This is a genomic window from Wolbachia endosymbiont (group A) of Anoplius nigerrimus, assembly GCF_947251795.1.
Lineage (GTDB): Bacteria > Pseudomonadota > Alphaproteobacteria > Rickettsiales > Anaplasmataceae > Wolbachia.
Window position 1 is genome coordinate 609,983 of sequence record NZ_OX366385.1, and the last position, 21,249, is coordinate 631,231.

The following is a 21,249-nucleotide window of genomic DNA, read 5'->3' on the forward strand; positions in this document are numbered from 1 at the left end:
CTTTTCCTATTAAATATTATCAAATAATTCCTTTAATTCTTTCACAGAAGCAATCTGCTCTTCTTTACTAACTTTTTCTATTATATAATCTGTCACTTTATACTCAAGCGCTTGCCCTCTAACTAATTCTTGAAATTGTTTGCTTGATTCAAAATGCTTAAGTACTCTGTCAAACGGTACATCCTTACTGACATATTGATTTACAATAACATTCAAAACATCATTTTGAGTTAATGATATTTTATGTTCTGCACTAAATTTCATAAATAACATAGCAAGCTTTACACGTTTTTCAGCTTCTTTACGAGAATCATTTTGAGCACCCAGTTCTCCTTCCATTCTTTGTTGCTCCTGTTTTACTATGTCTGTGGGTAAATCAAAACTATAATTAGCATCCAAATAATCAAATAGCTCCTTTTTAATTAAGAGATTTCTCATTTCGGTGCACTGATCACCAATCATTTTTTTTGCATGACTTATTAGCAAAGAATAATCTTTAAAACCAATACTCCTAGCTATTTCATCATCATTTTCAAAATCTTTGGCAATTTGAATCTCATTAACTCGCACAGAAAAATCAGCTTCCTGTCCTGCAAGGGAAATGGCTTGGTAATTTTCAGGAAATTTCAACTTAAAGTCCTTTGTTTCGCCCTTTTTCATACCAGTTAATTGATCTTCAAAACCATTAATAAATGTGCCAGACCCTAAATTAACGGCAAAATTTTTGCTACTTCCACCCTGAAAGAGTTTATTCCTAATCCGCCCTTCAAAATCAATTATCAATTTATCCCCATCTTTCGCTTGATAAGAAGCATCATCAACAGAGGCGAAATTGGGGAACTTTGTTTTAATAGAATCAATAAATTCTTTTATATCTTCCTCTTCAATCTTTGCTTCAATTTTCTTTAAGTTTATTTTGTCAAGATCTATCATCGGTACTTCAGGCATCGACTCAAAAGATAGCTTGTATACAAAATTGCCCTCCTCATTTTCTTTGCCCAGATCTGGTAATGATATAACATCAACCTTAGGATAAATGTGAGACTTGACTTCAATTTTTTTCATCAAATCACTTGAGCAATAATCAATTGTATTATTTATCACATATTCCAAAGCTTCGTTTTTATAATTTGCAACAACAAGGTCATAGGGCATCTTTCCAGCCCTAAATCCAGGTGATTTTGCATTTTCTGCTATCTCTTGCAACCTGGAATTTACCTTTTGTTTTATATAATCACTACTAACTGTGATTTCATACTCATACTTTAGTTTATCTATACTAAGCTCTTTGTAGGTATATACGCTACTTACTTCGACTGTATTTTGAGGTATATTATTAGACACCATAATTCATTTATTAATATTTTAATTCATATCTTAATAGAGTCATTTTACCAGAATTTAAGTTAAACACAATCCTTAAGAACAGGTTTTTATACAAACAAAAGTGTATTTAGTGATTATAAATTTTCCCTTAAAACCTAAGTTACATGACTTTAAAGTGCGGATAGAGGGACTTGAACCCCCACGAGCAAGCTCACCAGGACCTAAACCTGGCACGTCTACCAATTCCGCCATATCCGCAAGAAATTTTCAGTACCCTATTATAGGTATTCCATTAAAAATATTCAAGGTTTAAAGTCTTACTTAATTTATAGTATTTACACAATCAAAAAAGCTTATTAACATTTCTTAATGAAAGCTCTAAATCCTGAAAATCAATAATGAGATTAATAACAAGCTTCTTACTCGCAATTTTTTTGATTACACAAAGTGGTTGCACAACCCTTATAATAGGTGGTGTGGTGGCTACAGCGACAGCAACAGCAATAACAATGCAGGACAAATCCTTGGGAAATATCATTGATGATACAACTATGATCATCAGAATTAATAAGGGGCTCTTAAAACATGGGCTATTTTCATCCATAAAGGTTAAAGTAAGTGAAGGAAGAGTATTGCTCATTGGAAGTGTTGACACTCCTGAAAAACAACTTACAGCAGAAAAAATAGCTTGGCAGCAAAAAGAAATTAAAGAAGTGATAAATGAAATAAGAGTAATACCAATTCAAATGGCTTCCATGCTAGACACTACTGTAGATGGCATGATAACAGCGGAAATAAGAACAAGACTTTTGGGGAAAAGAAATATTAAATCAATTAATTATAGCGTTAATACGGTTGATAGAGTTGTTTATTTGATGGGTATAGCCCAAAATAAAACGGAATTAAAAGCTGTAATATCAATTGCAAGAAAAGTAAAGGGAGTAAAACAAGTTGTAAGTTATGTACGATATAGGTACAGTAAATTACGCCATTAGGCAAAAATCGCCTTCGAATTATAACATTTGTACAGTTGTGACAATAGGTAGAGAACATAAATGAAAGTTGCCTTTCAGATGGATGAAAATATAAATTTTAAAACTGACACTACATTCGTGCTAATAAAGGAAGCACAAAGGAGGAAGCACGAAGTTTTTGTCTATGCTCCTAACAATTTAGCACTAAAGCTAAACCATCCAATTGCTCTGGCTCAGAAAGTCAGTGTTGATGATTTTAGTTTTATCTCCAAAAAAGATGTAGCTATCAACTTGAATGAAATGGACATCATATTTATCAGACAGGATCCACCCTTTGATATGCGTTACATTACAACAACATATATCTTAGAAAAAACCAGCGCATTGGTAATTAACAATCCAACAGAAATAAGAAATTGTCCTGAAAAATTGATAACTTCATTATTTCCAGAACTAATTCCGCCGACTTTGATCACTGAAAATATATCGATGATTAGAGATTTTTATCACAACTATCAAGATATTATTCTGAAGCCATTGTATAGCTATGGCGGAAATGATGTAATAAGAATACAAGATGAGAATAGTATTCAAGTAGTAGTGGATCTCATGATAGCAAAATACGAATGCCCTGTGATTGCACAATCATTTTGTAAAAACATAGATAAAGATAAAAGAATATTGCTACTTTATGGCCAACCAATTGGTGTAATGAAACGAATTCCAAAAATCAGTGGAGAGATCAGAACAAACATGCGACTTGGAGCAAGTTTTGAGCCCGCTCAAATGAACGATAGAGACAATGAAATATGTAACAAAATTGGTCCTGAATTAAAGAAAAGAGGGCTAATATTTGTTGGTATTGATATTATAGATGACTTCCTGCTCGAAATTAACACAACTTCACCCACGGGAGTAGTTTATATCAATAAATTGTACAATATATCGCTAGAAAAGGATCTTTGGAACGTGTTTGAAGAAAAAGCAAGCAGCCATCAACTAAACCTGTGAACAATCACCTTAACAAACTCAGTAGTCCCATTCTTTATCCCTGTTTTTTCTGTACTATTGGTCATATCACGCAATTTTTGAGAATTATTTAATAGATCAAATAGTACCTCTGTTAGATTTTTTTTTGCTTCACTATTCTGCTCAACTATTATAGCTGCTCTCGAGTCTTCAATATATTTTGCGTTATAAAATTGGTGATTATCTTTTGAGTAAGGATAAGGAATATATATAGCAGAACGCCTAGCAAGAGTGATCTCTGCTATTGAAGTTGCTCCTGCTCTGCTAATTACCAAGTGAGCATTGGCCAGTCTATTCTCCATATCATCAAAAAATTCACTCAATTCACAATCGATCTTTTCACTTTTGTATAGACTCTTGACCTTGTTTACATTTTTCTTCGTACATTGCTGCGTCACTCTAATTTTCTTTTTCATTTTAATAGGTAAATCACAAATTACGCTGCTTACTACATCATCAAAAAAATTTGCACCTTGGCTGCCTGCTATGACCAATATATTTAGGATTTTCTCAGTGCTAGAATGGCTCTGTGCTTTTATATCAACAAAATTTCCTGTAAAAATACATTTATTGCCCTCTGCATATTTAGTCTCCGGAAAGCTGGTTGCAATTAATTTTGCACTCTTGAAAAAGAATCTATTTACTCTCCCTAAAACTGTGTTTTGTTCATGTAAAATTATAGGTATAGAAAGAACTCTTGCTGCAAGAAGAGTTGGAAAAGAAGCATAGCTACCAAAACCAATGACCGATTTTGGTTTTAATTTTCTTACTTGATACAGTGCTAACACAGAGCTGTATATCAAGAAAAGGAAAAACTTAAATTTGTTGCCGCTTGATCTACGTAATGGTAAGGTGTAGCTTTCTATGTCGGTATTTTTATTTGTTTTTTTATCAGTGAATAATATGCAATTGTATCCTTGTGTCTTTAGTGCTTTTGCTAAAGCTATGGCCGGAAAGATATGCCCACCTGTGCCACCTGTTGCTAAAATAATATCCATCTGTAAATAATAAATCCTAGATTGTTAACTGTTATTTAACAATTTGCACGTAGAATTTTATTAAGCTTTATGATAGTTGAGTTAAAAATGCCTAAAAGTAATAGTAAAAAAGAACCTAATGAGAAAAATAAATCTCAAGAACAAAGAGAAGGCAGAAGCGGAGGTTTTTTAGAACTGCTAAAAAATATAATAAAAATTCTTTTCAATTCGGTTGTTGACCTACCTGAACACGAGCAGCATAATAAAATGAAAGGCACTAATCTACAACAAGGTTTGGATACTAAAGGAAAAGGCCCAGAAGATCTTCATCCAAAGGCAAAGCTTAAAGTCAAAGAAGCAGCTAAGGGATTGAAAGAAGAGTTACAGAATTCTGATGCTGGTGGTAATCAATCTATTGAAACTAAAGTGCCTAATCAAACTACTACTCAAGACATTGACAACTCTAAAACGATGGAACGTTAGTTCAACTATTTAACATCTGCAGCAAGCACTGATTCGTGTATCATCTCTGAAATGGTTGGATGAGGAAAAATCGTAGATTTTATGTCGAAGTCTGTTCCTTCTAGTTGCTTTGCAAGAGCAAAATTGCTAATTAACTCCGTTACTTCTGCACCTATCATGTGGCTACCCAGAAGTTCGCCTGTCTTTTTGTCTATAATTGTTTTCACTAACCCTTCAGTTTCACTGAGTGCAACAGACTTACCATTAAAGTTAGAGTGAAATTTTCCTATTTTTATATCATACCCACCTTTTATTGCCTGTTCCTCAGTAAGGCCGATGCTCGCTATTTGTGGATGAGAATAAGTGCAATTTGGTATGCATTCTTTTTTTAACGCATGAGCATTTTTACCAGCAATCTTTTCAATGCAGATCACGGCTTCATGGCTCGCTTTATGTGCTAGACATGGTGGGCCAGCTACATCACCTATTGCATACACATTTGATTCACTAGTTTCATACCATTCATTCGTTTCAATAAAGCCAGAAGGGCTTAATTTAATTTTTGTATTTTCTAAACCTATATTTTCAATATTTGCTTGAATTCCAACTGCAACAATCACCCTATCAAATTCTTTGCTTTCACCACTACTTAGTAGCACTTGAGCAGAGTCTTTACTTTTAGTAAGAGCTTTTACGCTACTGCTTGTATATATTTTTATTCCCTGTTTTGTGAATATTTCTTGTGCTAAATCTGAAATGTCTTTATCCTCCAGCGGCAAAATACTGTCTTTTACCTCTACAATTGTTACATCAACTCCCAAAGTACTATAAAAACTTGCAAACTCTATTCCAATTGCACCAGACCCTATAATTAGTAGCGATTTTGGTAATCTCTCTGGAGTCATAGCATGCTGCGCATTCCATATTAAATCTCCATCTGCCTCTATTCCAGGCAGATTCCGTGCCCTCACGCCTGTTGCTAAAATGATATGCTTGGAAACAATTTCTTGTTCTTCCTTATCGCTAACGACTTTTATAGTACTATTGCCTGCAAGTTTACCAAAACCTTGATGAACTTTGATGTTATTTTTTTTCATCAAATATGCAACGCCACTTGATAATTTATCAACAACGTTTCTTGAGTATTTCACTATTGATTGTATATCAAAACCCGCTCCCTTTACTTCTATACCAAACTCTTTTGATCTTTTTATTAGCCTATAAACCTCAGATGCTCTAAGCAGTGATTTTGTTGGTATACATCCCCAATTTAAGCATATACCGCCTAAATTTTTTTCTTTTTCCACAATTGCAGTTTTAAACCCAAGCTGTGCCGCCCTAATTGCCGCTATATAACCACCAGGACCGCTACCTATAACCGTAATATCATACTCATTCATCAGTTTTCTTCGTATTCAAAAAGATTATATATAACAGATGGAACCCGTATGATCAATATTCAGGTAGCTGACAACATAGAAACGAAAAAACTTGCTTGACAAACCTCGCCAGCCCCCTTATCATGAAACTGAAGCTATTTTATTTAACTTCGCAATCTCTGCAGCAGATTAAAATGACAAGAAAACTTGTATTTGGCGTACTATTGTTTAATTCTTTGCACTATGTGCACCGTATGTCTTTATCAAATTTCTAGGTTTTTACCTATACAAGCTGAAACGCGCTTATAAAGCGTTCAAGACATCACCCAACGTCAAATTTTAAAATAGAGAGTGTAATAACTAGCTACCACGGGTTTTCTTTGCCTTTTTTTCTGCCTAGTAAATTTCTTAAACATTTATAGCTAAGGTTAGTTGCATTTAAAAGCAGCTAAATTGCAGCGTTTAAGACTTAAAAAACGCCAATACTGAAAATAGACAATGACTAGGGTTTCTTTTGCCTTTTTTTTTATTTGGTAAATTCCTTAATATTTATGGCTAAACGACAATCGTCATCCCGCTACGTGTTAGCGGGATCTATGTTAAGGTATGACGGTTAAGTAAGGGATCTATGTTAAGAGATACCGCGGCGGTATGACGGTTAAGTAGGGTGTCATCCGAGTAGCTGACACTGGGATCTAGAAAAAAAGAAGCTGGATCCCAGTGTCTGGGCACTGGGATGACAAAAAAGGGGCTACTCGGATGACACCCTGACAACCGTCATCCCGCTACGTGTTAGCGGGATCTATGCTAAGAGATACCGCGAATGAATCGCGGTATGACGGTTCGCGGTGGCATCTCGTCATCCCGCTGCTTGTTAGCGGGATCTAGAGATACCGCGGCGGTATGACGTAGGGGTTGCCGAGATTCCAGTGCTTGACACTGGAATAGGTGTGTGTATTTGTGAAAAAAAATCTCCATGAAATTTAATGTGGTGGGACTAGTGCGATTCGAACGCACGACCTTCGGATTAGGAGTCCAACGCTCTATCCTGCTGAGCTATAGTCCCATGTTTTCTACCATTTATGTAAAGTTATAGCAAAAAATCCTTCTCTTTTCTAGATTTCTTGCATAACCAATTTATGACGACAAGAAATATTTCTGTACTTCTTGAGTATAATGCTATTATATTTAATAACATGGTTTAAGTAAGATTAATGCTAGTTAACAACATTGGTTATTTCTATAACAATCAAGACGACTTTGCTTTAAGCAATATAAACATTAAAGTAAAAAAAGGAAGTGTTGCATGTTTATTGGGGCATTCTGGCTGTGGCAAGTCAACAATTTTGAAATTAATTGCAGGGATAGAAAATCCAAAATCTGGAACTATTTTTATAAATGATAGGTTAGTTGCAAGCAATAAGGCATCAGTCGCTATAGAACATAGAAATATCGGATTGATTTTTCAGCATTCTGCATTATTTCCTCATAAAACAGTAGTAGAAAATATAACCTTTGCTATCCGCAGCTCTTCCAAGAAAGAAAAGCACCTAATTGCATTGGAAATCTTGAAGTTACTCAATATAGAAAAATATGAAAATATGTACCCTAACGCCTTATCTGGAGGACAGCAACAATTAGTTGCAATAGCAAGAGTGATGGCACAAAACCCTGATGTTGTGTTGTTAGATGAACCATTTTCTAATTTAGATATACTGCTCAAGTGCCGAATAAGACAACATATATTGTCCCTTTTTAGAAGTAAAAATATCCCTGTGCTAATGGTAACTCATGACCCGCAAGAAGCATTGAAAGTTGCAGATTTTATCTACGTAATGAAAAATGGTAAAATTATTCAATCAGGAGTTTCTAGCGATATATACCATAAGCCTAAAGACGATACGCTAGCAAAGTTTTTTAGTGAGCTCTCTTCTACTCTACAGTTAAGCGAAAAGTTTCCACTTATTCGCTGCAAGAAAATAATCTAGTTTGGGATTGTTATAAAATAATTAAAAAACCTTGATTTATAATTAAATAAAGGTGATATAATCTATGTGTTACTTGACACTAGTCAAGTTTTAATATTTAAAGGTCAATATTTTAAATGGAGGTGAAAATGAGTTTAGGACCATGGCAATTGTTTCTAGTCTTAATAATAATTTTAGTTCTGTTTGGTGCAGGCAGATTACCGCAAGTTATGGGTGATTTAGGAAAAGGCATCAAAAACCTTAAACAGGAGCTTAAGGACTCAGAAAAATTATCGTCTAATGAACCAGATCGTTAGCGTCCTCATACTTCGTGACATGCACCTTAGTGCATGTCATCTGTTTAAAAACTTAGTCAGGTTAAAGAATGAAAGAGATGAAGTGTTGGTATGAAATAAATAACAAATATTGAAATACAGCAACAACTATGTTAGCTTAGGAGGAATATTTTATTAAAGGATAATTGTGCAAAAAAGTGAGAAACTAACTAAAGATAAAAAACTAGCTTCTGATATTCTAAAAGAGGTTGCAGATACCAATAACAATGATAGCGATAAAGTAACTTTGTTTGACATTAAAACAGCTTTGCATGAGCGCGGTTTTGGTATTTTAATAATCATCTTCTCCTTGCCGCTATCGGTGCCTATACCGGTTCCACCTGGTTATACAACTATTCTTTCTATACCTTTAATCTTATTCTCACTGCAGCTTCTATTTGGATTTGATTCTCCTTGGATGCCCAGTTGGCTAGAAAGAAGATCTTTTCAGCGTTCAACACTAGCTCTTGTGGTAGAGAAAACTTCCCCTGTATTAGAAAAAATAGAAAAATTCATGAAGCCAAGACTATCTTTCATTTTCTATGGGCCTGGTGAGAAGATTCTGGCTTTTATGATGTTGCTTTGTGCAATAATAATAGCTCTTCCATTACCTTTTACTCACTTCCTTCCTGCAATTGGCACAACTCTTATTTCACTTGGTATTATGAGTAAAGACGGGTTTCTATCCATATTGGGAGTTTTAGTGTCATTGTGTGCATTGTTGCTCACTCTTGTTGTAATAGTCAAAGGACCACAACTTATAACCGGAGCACTTTCTCTTCTTAAAAGCTTTACAACACTTTAACAAAAGAACGAATTACTAGCACAAAATGAATAATGCATATTGAAATAAAACAATAATTGTGTTAAGAATTATTTTTATCAAAGGTTTTTCGTGTCAAAAAATGATAAGTTGACTAAAAGTGATAAATTAGCTTCTGATATTCTAAAAGAGGTTGCAGATACCAATAACAATGATAGCGATAAAGTAACTTTGTTTGACATTAAAACAGCTTTGCATGAACGCGGTTTTGGTATTTTAATAATCATCTTCTCCTTGCCGCTATCGGTGCCTATACCGGTTCCACCTGGTTATACAACTATTCTTTCTATACCTTTAATCTTATTCTCACTGCAGCTTTTATTTGGATTTGATTCTCCTTGGATGCCCAGTTGGCTAGAAAGAAAATCTTTTCAGCGTTCAACACTAGCTCTTGTGGTGGAAAAAACTTCTCCAGCATTAAAAAAAATAGAAAAGTTCATGAGACCAAGAATGTCTTTTATTTTCTATGGGCCAGGTGAAAAGATTTTAGCTTTTGTAATGTTGCTTTCTGCATTATCGATAGCTCTTCCATTGCCTCTTACCAACTTCATTCCTGCAATTGGTACGACTCTTATTTCGCTTGGCATTATGAGTAAAGATGGATTTTTATCCATATTGGGAGTTTTAATATCATTGTGTGGGCTATTGCTTACTCTTGTTGTAGTAGTCAAAGGGCCACAACTTATCATTGGGGCATTTTCTTTTCTCAAAAGCTTCGTATATGGTTAGGCTTTACAACACCTTAACAAAAAAAAAGGAACTTTTTACACCAATCGATCAAGATCATGTGAAAATGTATGTTTGCGGACCAACAGCATATGACACAGCACATATAGGCAATGCACGTTCTGTTGTTGTGTATGATGTGTTATTTCAGCTACTTAAGTTTTGTTATGGCAAAGTTACCTACGTGCGTAACATAACCGACATTGATGATAAGATAATTAATGCAGCAAGTGAAAAAAATAGCAACATAGAAAGTATAACCACATATTACATTAAAGCTTTTCATGATGATATGGAAAGCATAAATTGTGCAGAGCCAACACACGAGCCAAAAGCAACGGAAAACGTAGATTATATTATAGAATTAATTGAACATTTGCTGCAATCGGGCCACGCTTACGAATCTGACAAACACGTGTATTTTAATATAGAATCTTACTATGAGTATGGTGCTTTATCAGGAAAAAAAACTGATGAATTGGTTCCAGGTAGCAGAGTTGAAGTTAATGAAAATAAAAAGCACCCTGGAGATTTTGTGCTGTGGAAGCCTGCAAGTGATATTGACTACAAACTTTCAAGTTATTGGGATAGCCCATGGGGAGAGGGCAGGCCTGGATGGCATATAGAATGCTCAGCAATGTCATATGCTTACCTTGGCAAAGATTTTGATATTCATGGTGGCGGCATAGATTTACAATTTCCTCACCATGAAAATGAAATTGCACAGAGTAAGTCTGCATTTGCTGGATCAATGTTTGCAAAATACTGGATACATAACGGCTTTCTTACAGTAAATGAAGAAAAAATGAGCAAGTCCTTATTTAATATAGTCAAAGTAAGGGATTTGCTAGATAGTGGAATAAAGGGTGAAGTAATACGCTATGCACTGCTCAAAACTCACTACAGAAAACCACTTGATTGGACAGAAAACGTTATTTCTGACGCACAGGAAACCTTAAATAAATTTTATCGGCTATCACGTGGTTTAGATACAATAAATATTGATGAAAGTAACGCAGAGATTTCTGAAGATTTTATAGACGCTTTAAAAAACGACTTAAACATTCCTGAAGCTCTAGCTATATTACATGAAATGGCTGCAAAAATTAACAAAATGAGTAATGAAAGTGAAAAGCTTAAATTAACTGAGAGTTTTGTTAAGAGCGCCAGATTTATTGGTCTTCTTGAGTCAAGTTATCAAGAGTGGTTTGCTGCTGGTGTGAGTCATCAAGAAATAGAAAGATTGATAGATTTAAGAAGAGTAGCAAAACAAAATAAAGATTATAATACTGCAGACAAAATAAGGGATCAGTTGAAACAAATGGGGATTACAATTTCTGACAATGAAGATGGTACAACAACCTGGTAAACTCATATGGAAAATTACTTTCTGTTATTCACAGATAGTCTAGTATCATCATTAGTCTTACCCATACATCAAGGTTTTGTGTTCAATACCATGCTTTATTTCAGGTCGTATTACACTCCACTACTTATGTTATTTTTTGGAGTACTAGGATCAAGCCTTGGTGGAATAGTTAATTGGTACTTAGGTAGAATAACAATCTCTATACGAAAATCATACCACAAACTAGAGAACGAGCATAAAACACCAAAAATCGTAAGAAATCTACTGATTTGTGCAGTTGCATTACTTTCGTGGGTGCCAGCACTTGGAAGTGTGATTCAAATTTTATCAGGTTATTTCAAGTTAAACCTTTATATCCTTGCCCCTTTAATCATTCTATCTAATTTCTTCTATTTGTTATATCTAATACTTACTTTTGGCGTATAACAGCTATAGTACTGCAGCTATTAAAGCCCACTTCTGTCATCCTATGCCCTGATAGAAGCGGAGCTATAAATTAAATGCAAAATTTCAATAGTCACGGGATGCACCATGAGCTAAAAGCAATTCCACAAGATCCCTATGATCAAAATCAGTGGCATAATGTAATGCTGTCATTCCCCTATTATTCTTAGGCTCTGTGGACAAAAAATATGAAAAGAGAGAAAAAGATGGTAGTTTAGCCTAATAGGTAAAAAATGGAGAAACTACCATATGCAATATTACATCAAAGAGGAAAATTGGAAACAAATTTTAGAGTTCATAAAAAGCGTAAAAGGAATGCACAGCAAAGATGAAAAACGTTTAAGAATATTCATAGAGGCAGTGTGGTACATAGTGCGAAGTGGTTGCCAATGGAGACTTTTACCAAAAACTTATGGTAATTACAGGAGTATACATAAGCGATTTAAAAGATGGTGTGAAAGAGATGTCTGGAAAAAATTGCTTGAATATACTAAACAAGAGCCTGATTTAGAAGTTGCTATAATCGACGGTACGATCATCCGAGCCCATCCATGTTCATCTGGATATACAAAAAACTCCAAGGATCAAGAAGCTTTAGGGAGGAGCAAAGGTGGCTTTACAACTAAAATACATGCGCTTGTCGATGCACTTGGAAATCCACTTAAATTTACTCTGACTCCTGGTCAAAGAAATGAAATTACGCAGGCACAAGTGTTGACCGAAAGTATCTATAACTCTACTGTAGTAGCTGACAAGGGCTACGATAGCAATGCCTTTGTTACAAGTCTTGAAGACAAGGGATGTACAGTAGTTATTCCGCCAAAACGGAATCGAAAAGTGCAAAGGTATTACGATGAGCATATCTACAAAGAACGTCATTTGATTGAGTGTTTTTTTGGTAAAATTAAAAATTTTAGGCGCATTTTTTCCAGATTTGATAAAACTGCTGAGGTTTTTATGGGTTTTCTCAATTTTGTTGGAGCTCTTGTATGGCTTCTCTAAAATTTTGTCCACAGAGCCTAGGCGGAAAGGACATTTTTTATCCATCACACGCATGAGAAATAATATGAGCCACAACTCTTGATAGTCAATACCATGGCGAGAGCATTTTGACCCACAAACAGGATAAGTTTCAAGCATCCTCAACCTCACATAATTTTAAAAATAGTACCGACAAATAGTAAAAAAGTTATATGTCATGATATACAGATATCGTAACAAAGACCTTGGAATATCTACGAGATGTGCTGTTATGTAAATAAAAAAATGTGACTAATTACTTAATCTTTCACTCAAAATTGAATTCACCACATCGGGGCTGGCTTTTCCTTTGGTAAGTTTCATAACTTCACCGACAAAGAATCCGTATAATCTTGTTTTACCGCTTTTGTATTCTTGAACTTTATCTTGGTTGCTATTGATGATTGTGTCGATAACTTCTGATATTTGACCTTTATCGATTATTTGCTTTAGGTCTTGCTCTTCTATAATTGAAGATGCAGGTTTGCCAGTTTCAAACATACTATCGAACACTTGTTTGCCAAGTTTAGCAGAGATTGTTCCATCAACGATAAAATCTAAGAGCTCGGACAAAGCATCCGCTTTGATTGGAGAGCTCACAATATCAATACCTGCTTTATTCAAACGACCGAAAAGCTCTACAGTTAACCAGGTAACCGCGAGCTTTGAATCATGTTTTTTTATCAATTCCTCAAAGTAATCAGCGGTTGCTTTATCGGAAGTAATAACATCCGCATCGTATTCGTTGATACCTAATTTTTCAATGTATCGCTGCTTTTTCTGCTCTGGCAACTCAGGCAAAGATGATTGAATTAAATCAATTTTCTCCTGGCTTACCTCAACAGGTAATAAATCAGGCTCAGGGAAGTATCTATAGTCGCTTGCATCTTCTTTGTTTCGCATCACTTTTGTTTTTCCCGAAGCAACGTCAAACAATAAGGTATCTTGACTTATTTCTTCCCCACCTTCTAAAATTTCAATTTGTCTTTGTATTTCATAGTCTATAGCTTGCACAATATAACGTATCGAGTTCAGATTTTTTATCTCACAACGAGTGCCAAATGTGCTACTGCCTTTTAGGCGGACAGAAACATTTGCATCACAACGAAGTGATCCCTTTTCCATATCACCATCACATGAACCAATGTAACGCAAAATCTGCCTCAATCTTTTCATGCATTCTGCAGCTTCTGCAGATGAACGGAGATCTGGTTCTGAAACAATTTCCATTAAAGCAACCCCTGCACGATTTAAATCCACATAAGTTTTGTTTTCCTCATGAACGCTCTTTCCTGCATCTTGCTCTAAATGAATTCTCGCAATTCTTATTTCCTTTTCATTGTCGTTGATAAATACTCTACCATTTTTAACTATTGGCTCAAAAAATTGGGTTATCTGGTAACCTTGCGGTAAATCAGGATAAAAATAATTTTTCCGATCAAAGTAAGAACACTTATTAATTTCTGCAGAAAGTGCAAGACCGGTGCGTATTGCTTGCTCTATGCAGTAATAATTTAGTATTGGCAGCGTACCTGGCATTGCCGCATCAACTAGAGAAACTTGAGTGTTATGCTCAGCACCAAACTCCGTTGATGAGCTAGAAAATAGCTTCGTATTAGAAGAAACTTGAGCATGCACCTCAAGCCCAATTACCGCTTCCCAATCCTCTTTCGTCATGTATTTTATTTAAATGATAATCTTAATATTCTGCAAAATTAACACAAAAAGTCAAAACAAAACTCATGTTAGCTAAGTGGTATGCAGATTGTTCTACCCATAGAAACGGATTAAATGCAAAACTTGCTTGACACCCTTCGCCAGCCCCCTTATCATGAAAATGAAGCTATTTATTTATCTTCTCTGTACAGATTAAATGACAAAAAAACTCACGTATCTGGCGTCTCATGTTTAATTTTTTGCACTATGTGCACCTTATGTCTTTATAAAACTTCTAGGTTTTTACCTAATATAAGCTAAAATGCGCTTATAAAGCATTTAAAACATAAAAAAACGCCAACTTAAAAAATGGATAGTGAATAACTAGCTACCCTAGGGTTTCTTTTGCCTTTTTTTCTGTTTAGTAAATTTCTTAATGTTTATAATTTAGGTTAGTTGCGGCTTAAAAGCAGCTGAATCGCGGTTATTAAACGTTTAGAATAAAAAAACGCCATACTTGAAAGTATAATGTAAGTAATTAGCCAACCACGGGGCTTCTTTTGCCTTTTTTTTCACTTGGTAAATTTCTTAAATATTTATGGCTAAGAGAGCCCAAGAGAGGTCAGCGCGTGACGCTGGAATCCCAAAAAAAGGATGATGTCATCCGAGTAGCTGACACTGGGATGGCTTTGTTGCGTAGCAACCGAAAAAATCTGGTGGCTACTGACAAAATTCATTATAAATAACCATTTAACTGTTGAAGAAAAAATATGCCACAGAAAATGAAAGTCAGTAACCAAAATGAATATAACAAATTTCTCCAGGAAAGAGGAAATATTTTTCATTATATCAATGAAGCCATAGAAAATTGGTATGAAAATAGTCCAAAAATGCAAGGCGGCAACTATATTTACAGTGATAAAGTTGTGATTTTGGTGCATATAATTGTCAATCTTTTTAGAATTGGTTTAAGACAAACGGTGGGGTTTATAAAAGGATATCTGCAACAAATAGGAAGAGATTTGCAGCTATTCACAAGCATCAAAAGAAACTTAATATTAAGATCAATGATTGCAGAAAATAATATGGAAGACATCGAAATTGCTATAGATAGTACAGGTATCAGCATTTACAACAATACCCCTGAAGGAAAATAGCGCTGACAGAGTGGCTATGAACAGACAAGAAAATTGCATGTAATGTTGAATATAAACTGCAAAAAAGCCATAGCTGTAAAATACAGTAACGGTCTGATCACTATGGAGCTTGCGATTTGCTTAAAGAAGTTCATGTCATAAAAGCACTATATGCAGATAGGGCATATGATAGGCACAAGTTTTATAAATTGTGTAACGAATATGATATAAAGGCAAAAATTCCACCAATAAACAATGCGGCAGAACATCCAGAAATAGATTATATGTCTGACAGAAATGCTGCTATTAGGTTAATAAAATTATACGGTGAAGATGGCGTGAAAGAATGGAAAAAAGAAGTAAATTATGGGAAAAGATCTTATATTGAAGGGTTTTTCTCAAGATTAAAGCAAATATTTGGATTCAGCTTTAGGAATAAATCCGAAGTAAATCGCGAAAAAGAATTGCTGATTAAGTGCTATTTGCTTAATCAATTTACTGAAATTGGTATGGCTAAATTTGAAATGGCTACATGATATTTATCGTAAATTACTACCAGTATAAGGTGCGATGCAACAAAGCCCACTGGGATCCAGTTCACAACTGTACGAACATTGTGATTTGAGCCTACCACTAGGCTCTGTGGACAAAATTTTAGAGAAGCCATACAAGAGCTCCAACAAAATTGAGAAAACCCATAAAAACCTCAGCAGTTTTATCAAATCTGGAAAAAATGCGCCTAAAATTTTTAATTTTACCAAAAAAACACTCAATCAAATGACGTTCTTTGTAGATATGCTCATCGTAATACCTTTGCACTTTTCGATTCCGTTTTGGCGGAATAACTACTGTACATCCCTTGTCTTCAAGACTTGTAACAAAGGCATTGCTATCGTAGCCCTTGTCAGCTACTACAGTAGAGTTATAGATACTTTCGGTCAACACTTGTGCCTGCGTAATTTCATTTCTTTGACCAGGAGTCAGAGTAAATTTAAGTGGATTTCCAAGTGCATCGACAAGCGCATGTATTTTAGTTGTAAAGCCACCTTTGCTCCTCCCTAAAGCTTCTTGATCCTTGGAGTTTTTTGTATATCCAGATGAACATGGATGGGCTCGGATGATCGTACCGTCGATTATAGCAACTTCTAAATCAGGCTCTTGTTTAGTATATTCAAGCAATTTTTTCCAGACATCTCTTTCACACCATCTTTTAAATCGCTTATGTATACTCCTGTAATTACCATAAGTTTTTGGTAAAAGTCTCCATTGGCAACCACTTCGCACTATGTACCACACTGCCTCTATGAATATTCTTAAACGTTTTTCATCTTTGCTGTGCATTCCTTTTACGCTTTTTATGAACTCTAAAATTTGTTTCCAATTTTCCTCTTTGATGTAATATTGCATATGGTAGTTTCTCCATTTTTTACCTATTAGGCTAAACTACCATCTTTTTCTCTCTTTTCATATTTTTTGTCCACAGAGCCTAAAATTTGTTTCCAATTTTCCTCTTTGATGTAATATTGCATATGGTAGTTTCTCCATTTTTTACCTATTAGGCTAAACTACCATCTTTTTCTCTCTTTTCATATTTTTTGTCCACAGAGCCTAGGGTGTCATGCCAGTGCTTGACACTGGCATCCAGGAATTTTATTAAGTTGGTGAGTATAAAAGTAGCTGTTTTATGTTAAAATGCGACGTTTTTGATGATTATGGAAAGGCTGGATCCAAGTGTCGGAGCACTGGGATGACATCCTCCCTTATGGAAATTGCTCTCAAATCACAATGTTCGTACAGCTATGGAATGAATCGCGGTATGACGTAGAATCAGCATTAGCTATAACACAACACTTTTATACTCACCAAATCAGTTTGCTTGCTTACAAGCAAACTTTCCTGAATCCAAGTAGTCAAGCTACTCGGATGACACCATTATAGAGTGAACCAGTGTCGGCTACTTGAGTGACACCCTTTCTAGCAGAAACTGCTCCTCAAATCACAACGTTCGTACAGCTGCGTTTTAGATTAGGCACTAATGTATTACTTCCAATACCTTCTTACCAATCACTGCAGGGGTTTCAGCAATTGCAATCCCGGCGCTCCGCATAACTTCTAGTTTTGCACCAGCACTTCCACCACTGGAAGAGATGATTGCTCCAGCGTGTCCCATACGTCTTCCTGGAGGTGCTGTTTGACCTGCTACAAAACCAACGATTGGCTTTTTAGTTTTTTCTGTTTTCACAAAATGTGATACATCTTCTTCTTCGTTTCCACCTATTTCACCAATAACTACAATACCATGAGTATCGTCATCTTTTAAAAAGAGCTCCATACAGTCGACAAATGTCATACCATGAACTGGATCCCCCCCAATTCCGATACACGTGGATTGACCAAGACCAACAGCGGTTGTTTGTGCTACTGCCTCGTAAGTTAAAGTTCCGGAGCGAGACATAATTCCTATGTGTCCACGCTTATGGATATGGCCAGGCATAATTCCTATTTTGCACTCTTCAGGCGTAATAATTCCCGGGCAGTTGGGACCAACCAATCGACTTTTTGAATCAACAAGCGCGCGCTTAACTTTCACCATATCAAGTATAGGAATGCCCTCTGTAATACAAACTATCAATTCTATTTTTGCATCTATTGCTTCAAGTATTGCAGCAGCAGCAAATTTAGCAGGTACATATATTACCGTGGCATTCGCATCAGTTTTTTCTCTAGCTTCTGCTACAGTATTAAAAACCGGTAAATTAAGGTGAGTGCTACCACCCTTTCCAGGAGTTACACCGCCAACCATTTTTGTCCCGTAGTCAATAGCTTGCTCTGAATGAAACGTACCTTGTGCACCAGTAAAACCCTGGCATATTAATCTTGTATCTTTATTTACTAAAACGGACATGCTTTATTTTACCTCTTTTACTATCTTTTGCGCAGCATCACCCAGTTCATCTGCAGCAATAATATTTAATCCTGACTCTTCTAAGATTTTTTTTCCTTCCTCAAAATTAGTACCTGATAACCTAACCACTAAAGGAACTTTAATGCTCATTTCTTTTGCAGCAGCAACAATTCCACTTGCGATAATATCGCAATGCATTATACCACCAAATATGTTAACCAGAATTCCTTTTACGTTGCTATCAGACAATATGATTTTAAATGCTTCAGTTACAGTTTCTTTACTCGCTCCACCACCAACATCCAAAAAGTTAGCAGGCTCTGCTCCGTAGTATTTTATTATATCCATTGTTGCCATGGCAAGACCTGCGCCGTTTACCATGCAACCAATACTGCCATCCATTTTGATGTAACTGAGCCCATACTTTGAAGCCTCTATCTCTTCTTTTACTTCTTCATCATAATCACGAAGTTCCATAATTTCTGGGTGACGATATAAAGCATTATCATCGAAATTAATTTTTGCATCGAGCGCAATAAAATCTCCAGAATTTGTTTCAACCAGTGGATTAATTTCAATTTGGCTCGCGTCAGTTGCAATAAATGCATCATATATTTTTTTTGTAATATTTGATATCTTTTCTATTTGTTCTGGACTCAAATGAAAACTGCTGCTTAACTTGCTGCTATCAAAACTTGTAGCAGAATCAATATCAAATTTCACAATTTTTGCAGGAGAATTTTTTGCCACTTCTTCGATGTCCATTCCACCTTCTGAGGAAAATATGAATATTGGCCTACTGAGCTTCGGGTCGATTACCAGGCTTAAATAATACTCTTTCTTAATGCTTGAGCCTTCTTCAACGTACACTTTTCTTACTTGCTGCCCGCTTGGCCCTGTTTGATGAGTAACTAAAGTCATACCAATCATGTCCTTTACAAACTGTTGAGCTTCTTCAACTGACTTTGCTAGCTTTACGCCACCAGCTTTACCCCTACCACCTGCATGAATTTGAGCTTTAACCACGAACACGTCAGATTTTAATTGACTTACTTGAGTCTTTACTTCTTCCACAGATGTAGCAACAAAACCTTTTGGCACTGGGACATTAAATTTATGCAAAACTTCTTTCGCTTGATATTCGTGAATATTCATAAAATAACCAATGATAAACTATTAACTTGAGTACAAACTACCAACCATAACGCTGCCTTCTGCATTCTTGCTGGTGCCTCTTTTTTCTCGCTTCAGCTTTCTTTTTAGCTGTTTTTTCTGATTTTTTTTCATGATATTGTTTTTTCATTTTCAACCCTCTTCCTTCCTTTTGAATTGTTTTTTTCAATACTGGAAGAGCTCTATCTACATCACCATAATGGACTGATACTTCAATCAAACTCTATACCTCCTTCGGTAATCATTTCAAAATTTATTTATAAATTAGAAAACTAACATTGTCAATTATTTTATAAACTTGAGCGTTAAAATGTAATATGCCGTAATTTACATGGCAAATGATGTCATTCCAGTGTCAGCTACTTGCTTACTGATGGAAATTGCTCTTATGTTACAGCGTTCTTACAATCGTACTAACATCGGGGCGGAGAGATTTGAACTCCCGACCCTTTGGTCCCAAACCAAATGCGCTACCAGGCTGCGCTACGCCCCGACTTCTTTACTCAGAGTATCAATAACTCAGGCAAAATGCAAGATTCATTTGTTTATTTTAGAAAAAATATAATATAAGATTTAATATTATCTTAGAATATGTTTTTTATTAGCTCCTCTTTAGTAGCAAACTGCTTCGCAGGCGGCCTATAGAGTTTGTACAGTTAGCGCGTGCAACACTGAATCAGATTTCTCTATGGCCCAAACCTTAGCCATATTTAAAAATCTAGCTACACCAATTGGTGAAAGTTAGTGCAGCAACTACAGCAGTATCGACCCTTAAAATTCTTTTTCCTAGACTCAATTTTTGACAAAACTTATCGGCAAGATCAAGTTCATAAGATGAAAAACCACCTTCAGGGCCAACAATAATAGCAACATTTTTCTTACCTTTCAGCACTTTATCAGCTTTACCTGTTTCATCACATAAAACAAAATTTTTACTCTGGGAATCAGGCAACTCACAAAAATTAATAGGAGGCAAAATCTCTGGTATACTCATCCTACCGGATTGTTCCGCAGCTTCGATTGCCTGTAATTTTGCTCTACTTAGGTTAATGTTTTTTACTACTGTACGTTCCGTTGAAATAAATTGAATGCAGGTTACTCCCATTTCAGTTGCCTGTCTTACTATGTTGTTCAAAGCGGCACTTTTTACCATGGCACAATATAAGTATAAATTTTCCTCATGTTGCTGTTGTTTAGTGCATTCTTTGAGTGTGACTTCTGTCAATTTACGCGATATATTAACTACTTCTCCTAACCATTCTCCATCCTTTCCATTAAAAAGAGAGAGATTATCATACTTCTTAAGCCGCATTACATTGCAAATATAGTGACTTTGTTGTGGATTAAGTGCTAAACTCACGCCTTGTGATAAAGCTTCTTCAACATAAAGCCTAATTTTTCCCATTCAAAACTTTAATTATATTCTACTTGAGTGACTCTTACGGGATTTGAACCCGTGTTACCACCGTGAAAGGGTGGTGTCCTAACCACTAGACGAAAGAGTCAATGCGAATTAATTCAAGTTATATTGATTATGCACATAAAGTC

General features: G+C 35.5%; 21 protein-coding genes, 4 tRNA genes and 1 pseudogene. 11 read left to right on the plus strand and 15 right to left on the minus strand.

All coding sequences use genetic code 11. From position 1 onward, the window contains the following. Window positions 1-9: 9 nt before the first annotated feature. Window positions 10-1,344 (minus strand): trigger factor, encoded by a 1,335-nt coding sequence (gene tig, locus OPR26_RS03200; protein WP_265016278.1) that lies wholly within the window; start codon window positions 1,342-1,344, stop codon window positions 10-12. 158 nt (window positions 1,345-1,502) lie between these two features. Continuing rightward, window positions 1,503-1,584 (minus strand) — tRNA-Leu (locus OPR26_RS03205). Window positions 1,585-1,724: 140 nt separating this feature from the next. On the opposite strand from OPR26_RS03205, the gene OPR26_RS03210 reads away from it, so the two are divergent. Together OPR26_RS03210 and gshB are read left to right on the plus strand one after the other, a co-directional pair. After that, window positions 1,725-2,321, plus strand: coding sequence for a BON domain-containing protein (locus OPR26_RS03210; RefSeq protein WP_265016213.1), 597 nt, complete (start codon window positions 1,725-1,727; stop codon window positions 2,319-2,321). Window positions 2,322-2,381: 60 nt separating this feature from the next. Beyond that, entirely contained in the window at window positions 2,382-3,311 is a 930-nt protein-coding gene (gshB, locus tag OPR26_RS03215; RefSeq protein ID WP_265016214.1) for a glutathione synthase, read from the plus strand. Here gshB and murG read toward each other — a convergent pair. Beyond that, window positions 3,296-4,327 carry an undecaprenyldiphospho-muramoylpentapeptide beta-N-acetylglucosaminyltransferase gene (gene murG / locus OPR26_RS03220; protein WP_265016215.1) on the minus strand — a complete coding sequence of 344 codons (1,032 nt, stop codon included), beginning with the start codon at window positions 4,325-4,327 and terminating at the stop codon, window positions 3,296-3,298. The two genes, gshB and murG, sit on opposite strands and share 16 nt — an antisense overlap. Window positions 4,328-4,396: 69 nt before the next feature. On the opposite strand from murG, the gene OPR26_RS03225 reads away from it, so the two are divergent. Then, complete coding sequence (locus OPR26_RS03225; protein ID WP_265016216.1) at window positions 4,397-4,789, plus strand: hypothetical protein; 393 nt, start codon at window positions 4,397-4,399, stop codon at window positions 4,787-4,789. Window positions 4,790-4,794: 5 nt separating this feature from the next. Here the strand turns inward: OPR26_RS03225 and lpdA are convergent, their stop codons facing one another. Both lpdA and OPR26_RS03235 read right to left on the minus strand, forming a co-directional pair. Beyond that, window positions 4,795-6,168: a dihydrolipoyl dehydrogenase gene (gene lpdA, locus OPR26_RS03230; RefSeq protein WP_265016217.1), complete on the minus strand. Its 1,374-nt coding sequence runs from the start codon at window positions 6,166-6,168 to the stop codon at window positions 4,795-4,797. A 968-nt stretch (window positions 6,169-7,136) separates the two neighbouring features. Continuing rightward, window positions 7,137-7,213 (minus strand) — tRNA-Arg (locus OPR26_RS03235). A 148-nt stretch (window positions 7,214-7,361) separates the two neighbouring features. On the opposite strand from OPR26_RS03235, the gene OPR26_RS03240 reads away from it, so the two are divergent. The 6 genes from OPR26_RS03240 to OPR26_RS07280 all read left to right on the plus strand — a co-directional run bounded on the left by OPR26_RS03240 (window position 7,362) and on the right by OPR26_RS07280 (window position 11,793). Then, window positions 7,362-8,135, plus strand: a complete 774-nt coding sequence (locus tag OPR26_RS03240; protein WP_265016218.1) for an ABC transporter ATP-binding protein — start codon at window positions 7,362-7,364, stop codon at window positions 8,133-8,135. 128 nt (window positions 8,136-8,263) lie between these two features. Continuing rightward, window positions 8,264-8,431, plus strand: coding sequence for a twin-arginine translocase TatA (gene tatA, locus OPR26_RS03245; protein ID WP_006013840.1), 168 nt, complete (start codon window positions 8,264-8,266; stop codon window positions 8,429-8,431). A gap of 166 nt (window positions 8,432-8,597) precedes the next feature. Then, window positions 8,598-9,254, plus strand: a complete 657-nt coding sequence (locus OPR26_RS03250) for an exopolysaccharide biosynthesis protein (RefSeq protein ID WP_264735898.1) — start codon at window positions 8,598-8,600, stop codon at window positions 9,252-9,254. Between the two features lie 90 nt (window positions 9,255-9,344). Continuing rightward, window positions 9,345-10,001 carry an exopolysaccharide biosynthesis protein gene (locus OPR26_RS03255; protein ID WP_265016219.1) on the plus strand — a complete coding sequence of 219 codons (657 nt, stop codon included), beginning with the start codon at window positions 9,345-9,347 and terminating at the stop codon, window positions 9,999-10,001. Then, window positions 9,994-11,367, plus strand: a complete 1,374-nt coding sequence (gene cysS, locus OPR26_RS03260; RefSeq protein ID WP_265016279.1) for a cysteine--tRNA ligase — start codon at window positions 9,994-9,996, stop codon at window positions 11,365-11,367. The genes OPR26_RS03255 and cysS overlap by 8 nt, the downstream gene beginning before the upstream one ends. A 6-nt stretch (window positions 11,368-11,373) precedes the next feature. Continuing rightward, window positions 11,374-11,793, plus strand: coding sequence for a YqaA family protein (locus OPR26_RS07280; protein ID WP_265031368.1), 420 nt, complete (start codon window positions 11,374-11,376; stop codon window positions 11,791-11,793). Window positions 11,794-11,877: 84 nt separating this feature from the next. Here the strand turns inward: OPR26_RS07280 and OPR26_RS07340 are convergent, their stop codons facing one another. Beyond that, a complete protein-coding gene (locus OPR26_RS07340) occupies window positions 11,878-11,964 on the minus strand; it encodes a hypothetical protein (RefSeq protein ID WP_406827612.1) in 87 nt (28 codons plus the stop codon). Between the two features lie 96 nt (window positions 11,965-12,060). Here OPR26_RS07340 and OPR26_RS03265 point away from each other — a divergent pair, with 96 nt between their 5' ends. After that, a complete protein-coding gene (locus OPR26_RS03265; RefSeq protein ID WP_264702259.1) occupies window positions 12,061-12,813 on the plus strand; it encodes an IS5 family transposase in 753 nt (250 codons plus the stop codon). Between the two features lie 270 nt (window positions 12,814-13,083). Here the strand turns inward: OPR26_RS03265 and gatB are convergent, their stop codons facing one another. Beyond that, on the minus strand, window positions 13,084-14,508 hold the full coding sequence (gene gatB / locus OPR26_RS03270) for an Asp-tRNA(Asn)/Glu-tRNA(Gln) amidotransferase subunit GatB (RefSeq protein WP_265016220.1): 1,425 nt from the start codon (window positions 14,506-14,508) through the stop codon (window positions 13,084-13,086). 761 nt (window positions 14,509-15,269) lie between these two features. Here gatB and OPR26_RS07485 point away from each other — a divergent pair. Continuing rightward, window positions 15,270-16,159, plus strand: a pseudogene (locus tag OPR26_RS07485) (IS5 family transposase). Here the strand turns inward: OPR26_RS07485 and OPR26_RS03285 are convergent. The 8 genes from OPR26_RS03285 to OPR26_RS03320 form a co-directional block, all read right to left on the minus strand. Beyond that, window positions 16,114-16,290 carry a hypothetical protein gene (locus OPR26_RS03285; RefSeq protein WP_265016221.1) on the minus strand — a complete coding sequence of 59 codons (177 nt, stop codon included), beginning with the start codon at window positions 16,288-16,290 and terminating at the stop codon, window positions 16,114-16,116. The pseudogene OPR26_RS07485 and the gene OPR26_RS03285 overlap by 46 nt on opposite strands. Continuing rightward, a complete protein-coding gene (locus OPR26_RS03290; protein WP_264702259.1) occupies window positions 16,278-17,030 on the minus strand; it encodes an IS5 family transposase in 753 nt (250 codons plus the stop codon). The genes OPR26_RS03285 and OPR26_RS03290 overlap by 13 nt, the downstream gene beginning before the upstream one ends. A 625-nt stretch (window positions 17,031-17,655) precedes the next feature. After that, complete coding sequence (sucD, locus tag OPR26_RS03295) at window positions 17,656-18,528, minus strand: succinate--CoA ligase subunit alpha (protein ID WP_265016222.1); 873 nt, start codon at window positions 18,526-18,528, stop codon at window positions 17,656-17,658. A gap of 3 nt (window positions 18,529-18,531) precedes the next feature. Continuing rightward, window positions 18,532-19,683, minus strand: coding sequence for an ADP-forming succinate--CoA ligase subunit beta (gene sucC / locus OPR26_RS03300; protein ID WP_265016223.1), 1,152 nt, complete (start codon window positions 19,681-19,683; stop codon window positions 18,532-18,534). 37 nt (window positions 19,684-19,720) lie between these two features. Next, window positions 19,721-19,921, minus strand: coding sequence for a 30S ribosomal protein S21 (gene rpsU, locus OPR26_RS03305; RefSeq protein WP_096617268.1), 201 nt, complete (start codon window positions 19,919-19,921; stop codon window positions 19,721-19,723). Window positions 19,922-20,120: 199 nt separating this feature from the next. Further along, a tRNA-Pro gene (locus tag OPR26_RS03310) sits at window positions 20,121-20,194 on the minus strand. Between the two features lie 225 nt (window positions 20,195-20,419). After that, window positions 20,420-21,106, minus strand: a complete 687-nt coding sequence (locus OPR26_RS03315) for a 16S rRNA (uracil(1498)-N(3))-methyltransferase (protein WP_253302133.1) — start codon at window positions 21,104-21,106, stop codon at window positions 20,420-20,422. A gap of 28 nt (window positions 21,107-21,134) precedes the next feature. Next, window positions 21,135-21,206: transfer RNA gene (locus tag OPR26_RS03320), tRNA-Glu, on the minus strand. Between the last annotated feature and the right edge of the window lie 43 nt (window positions 21,207-21,249).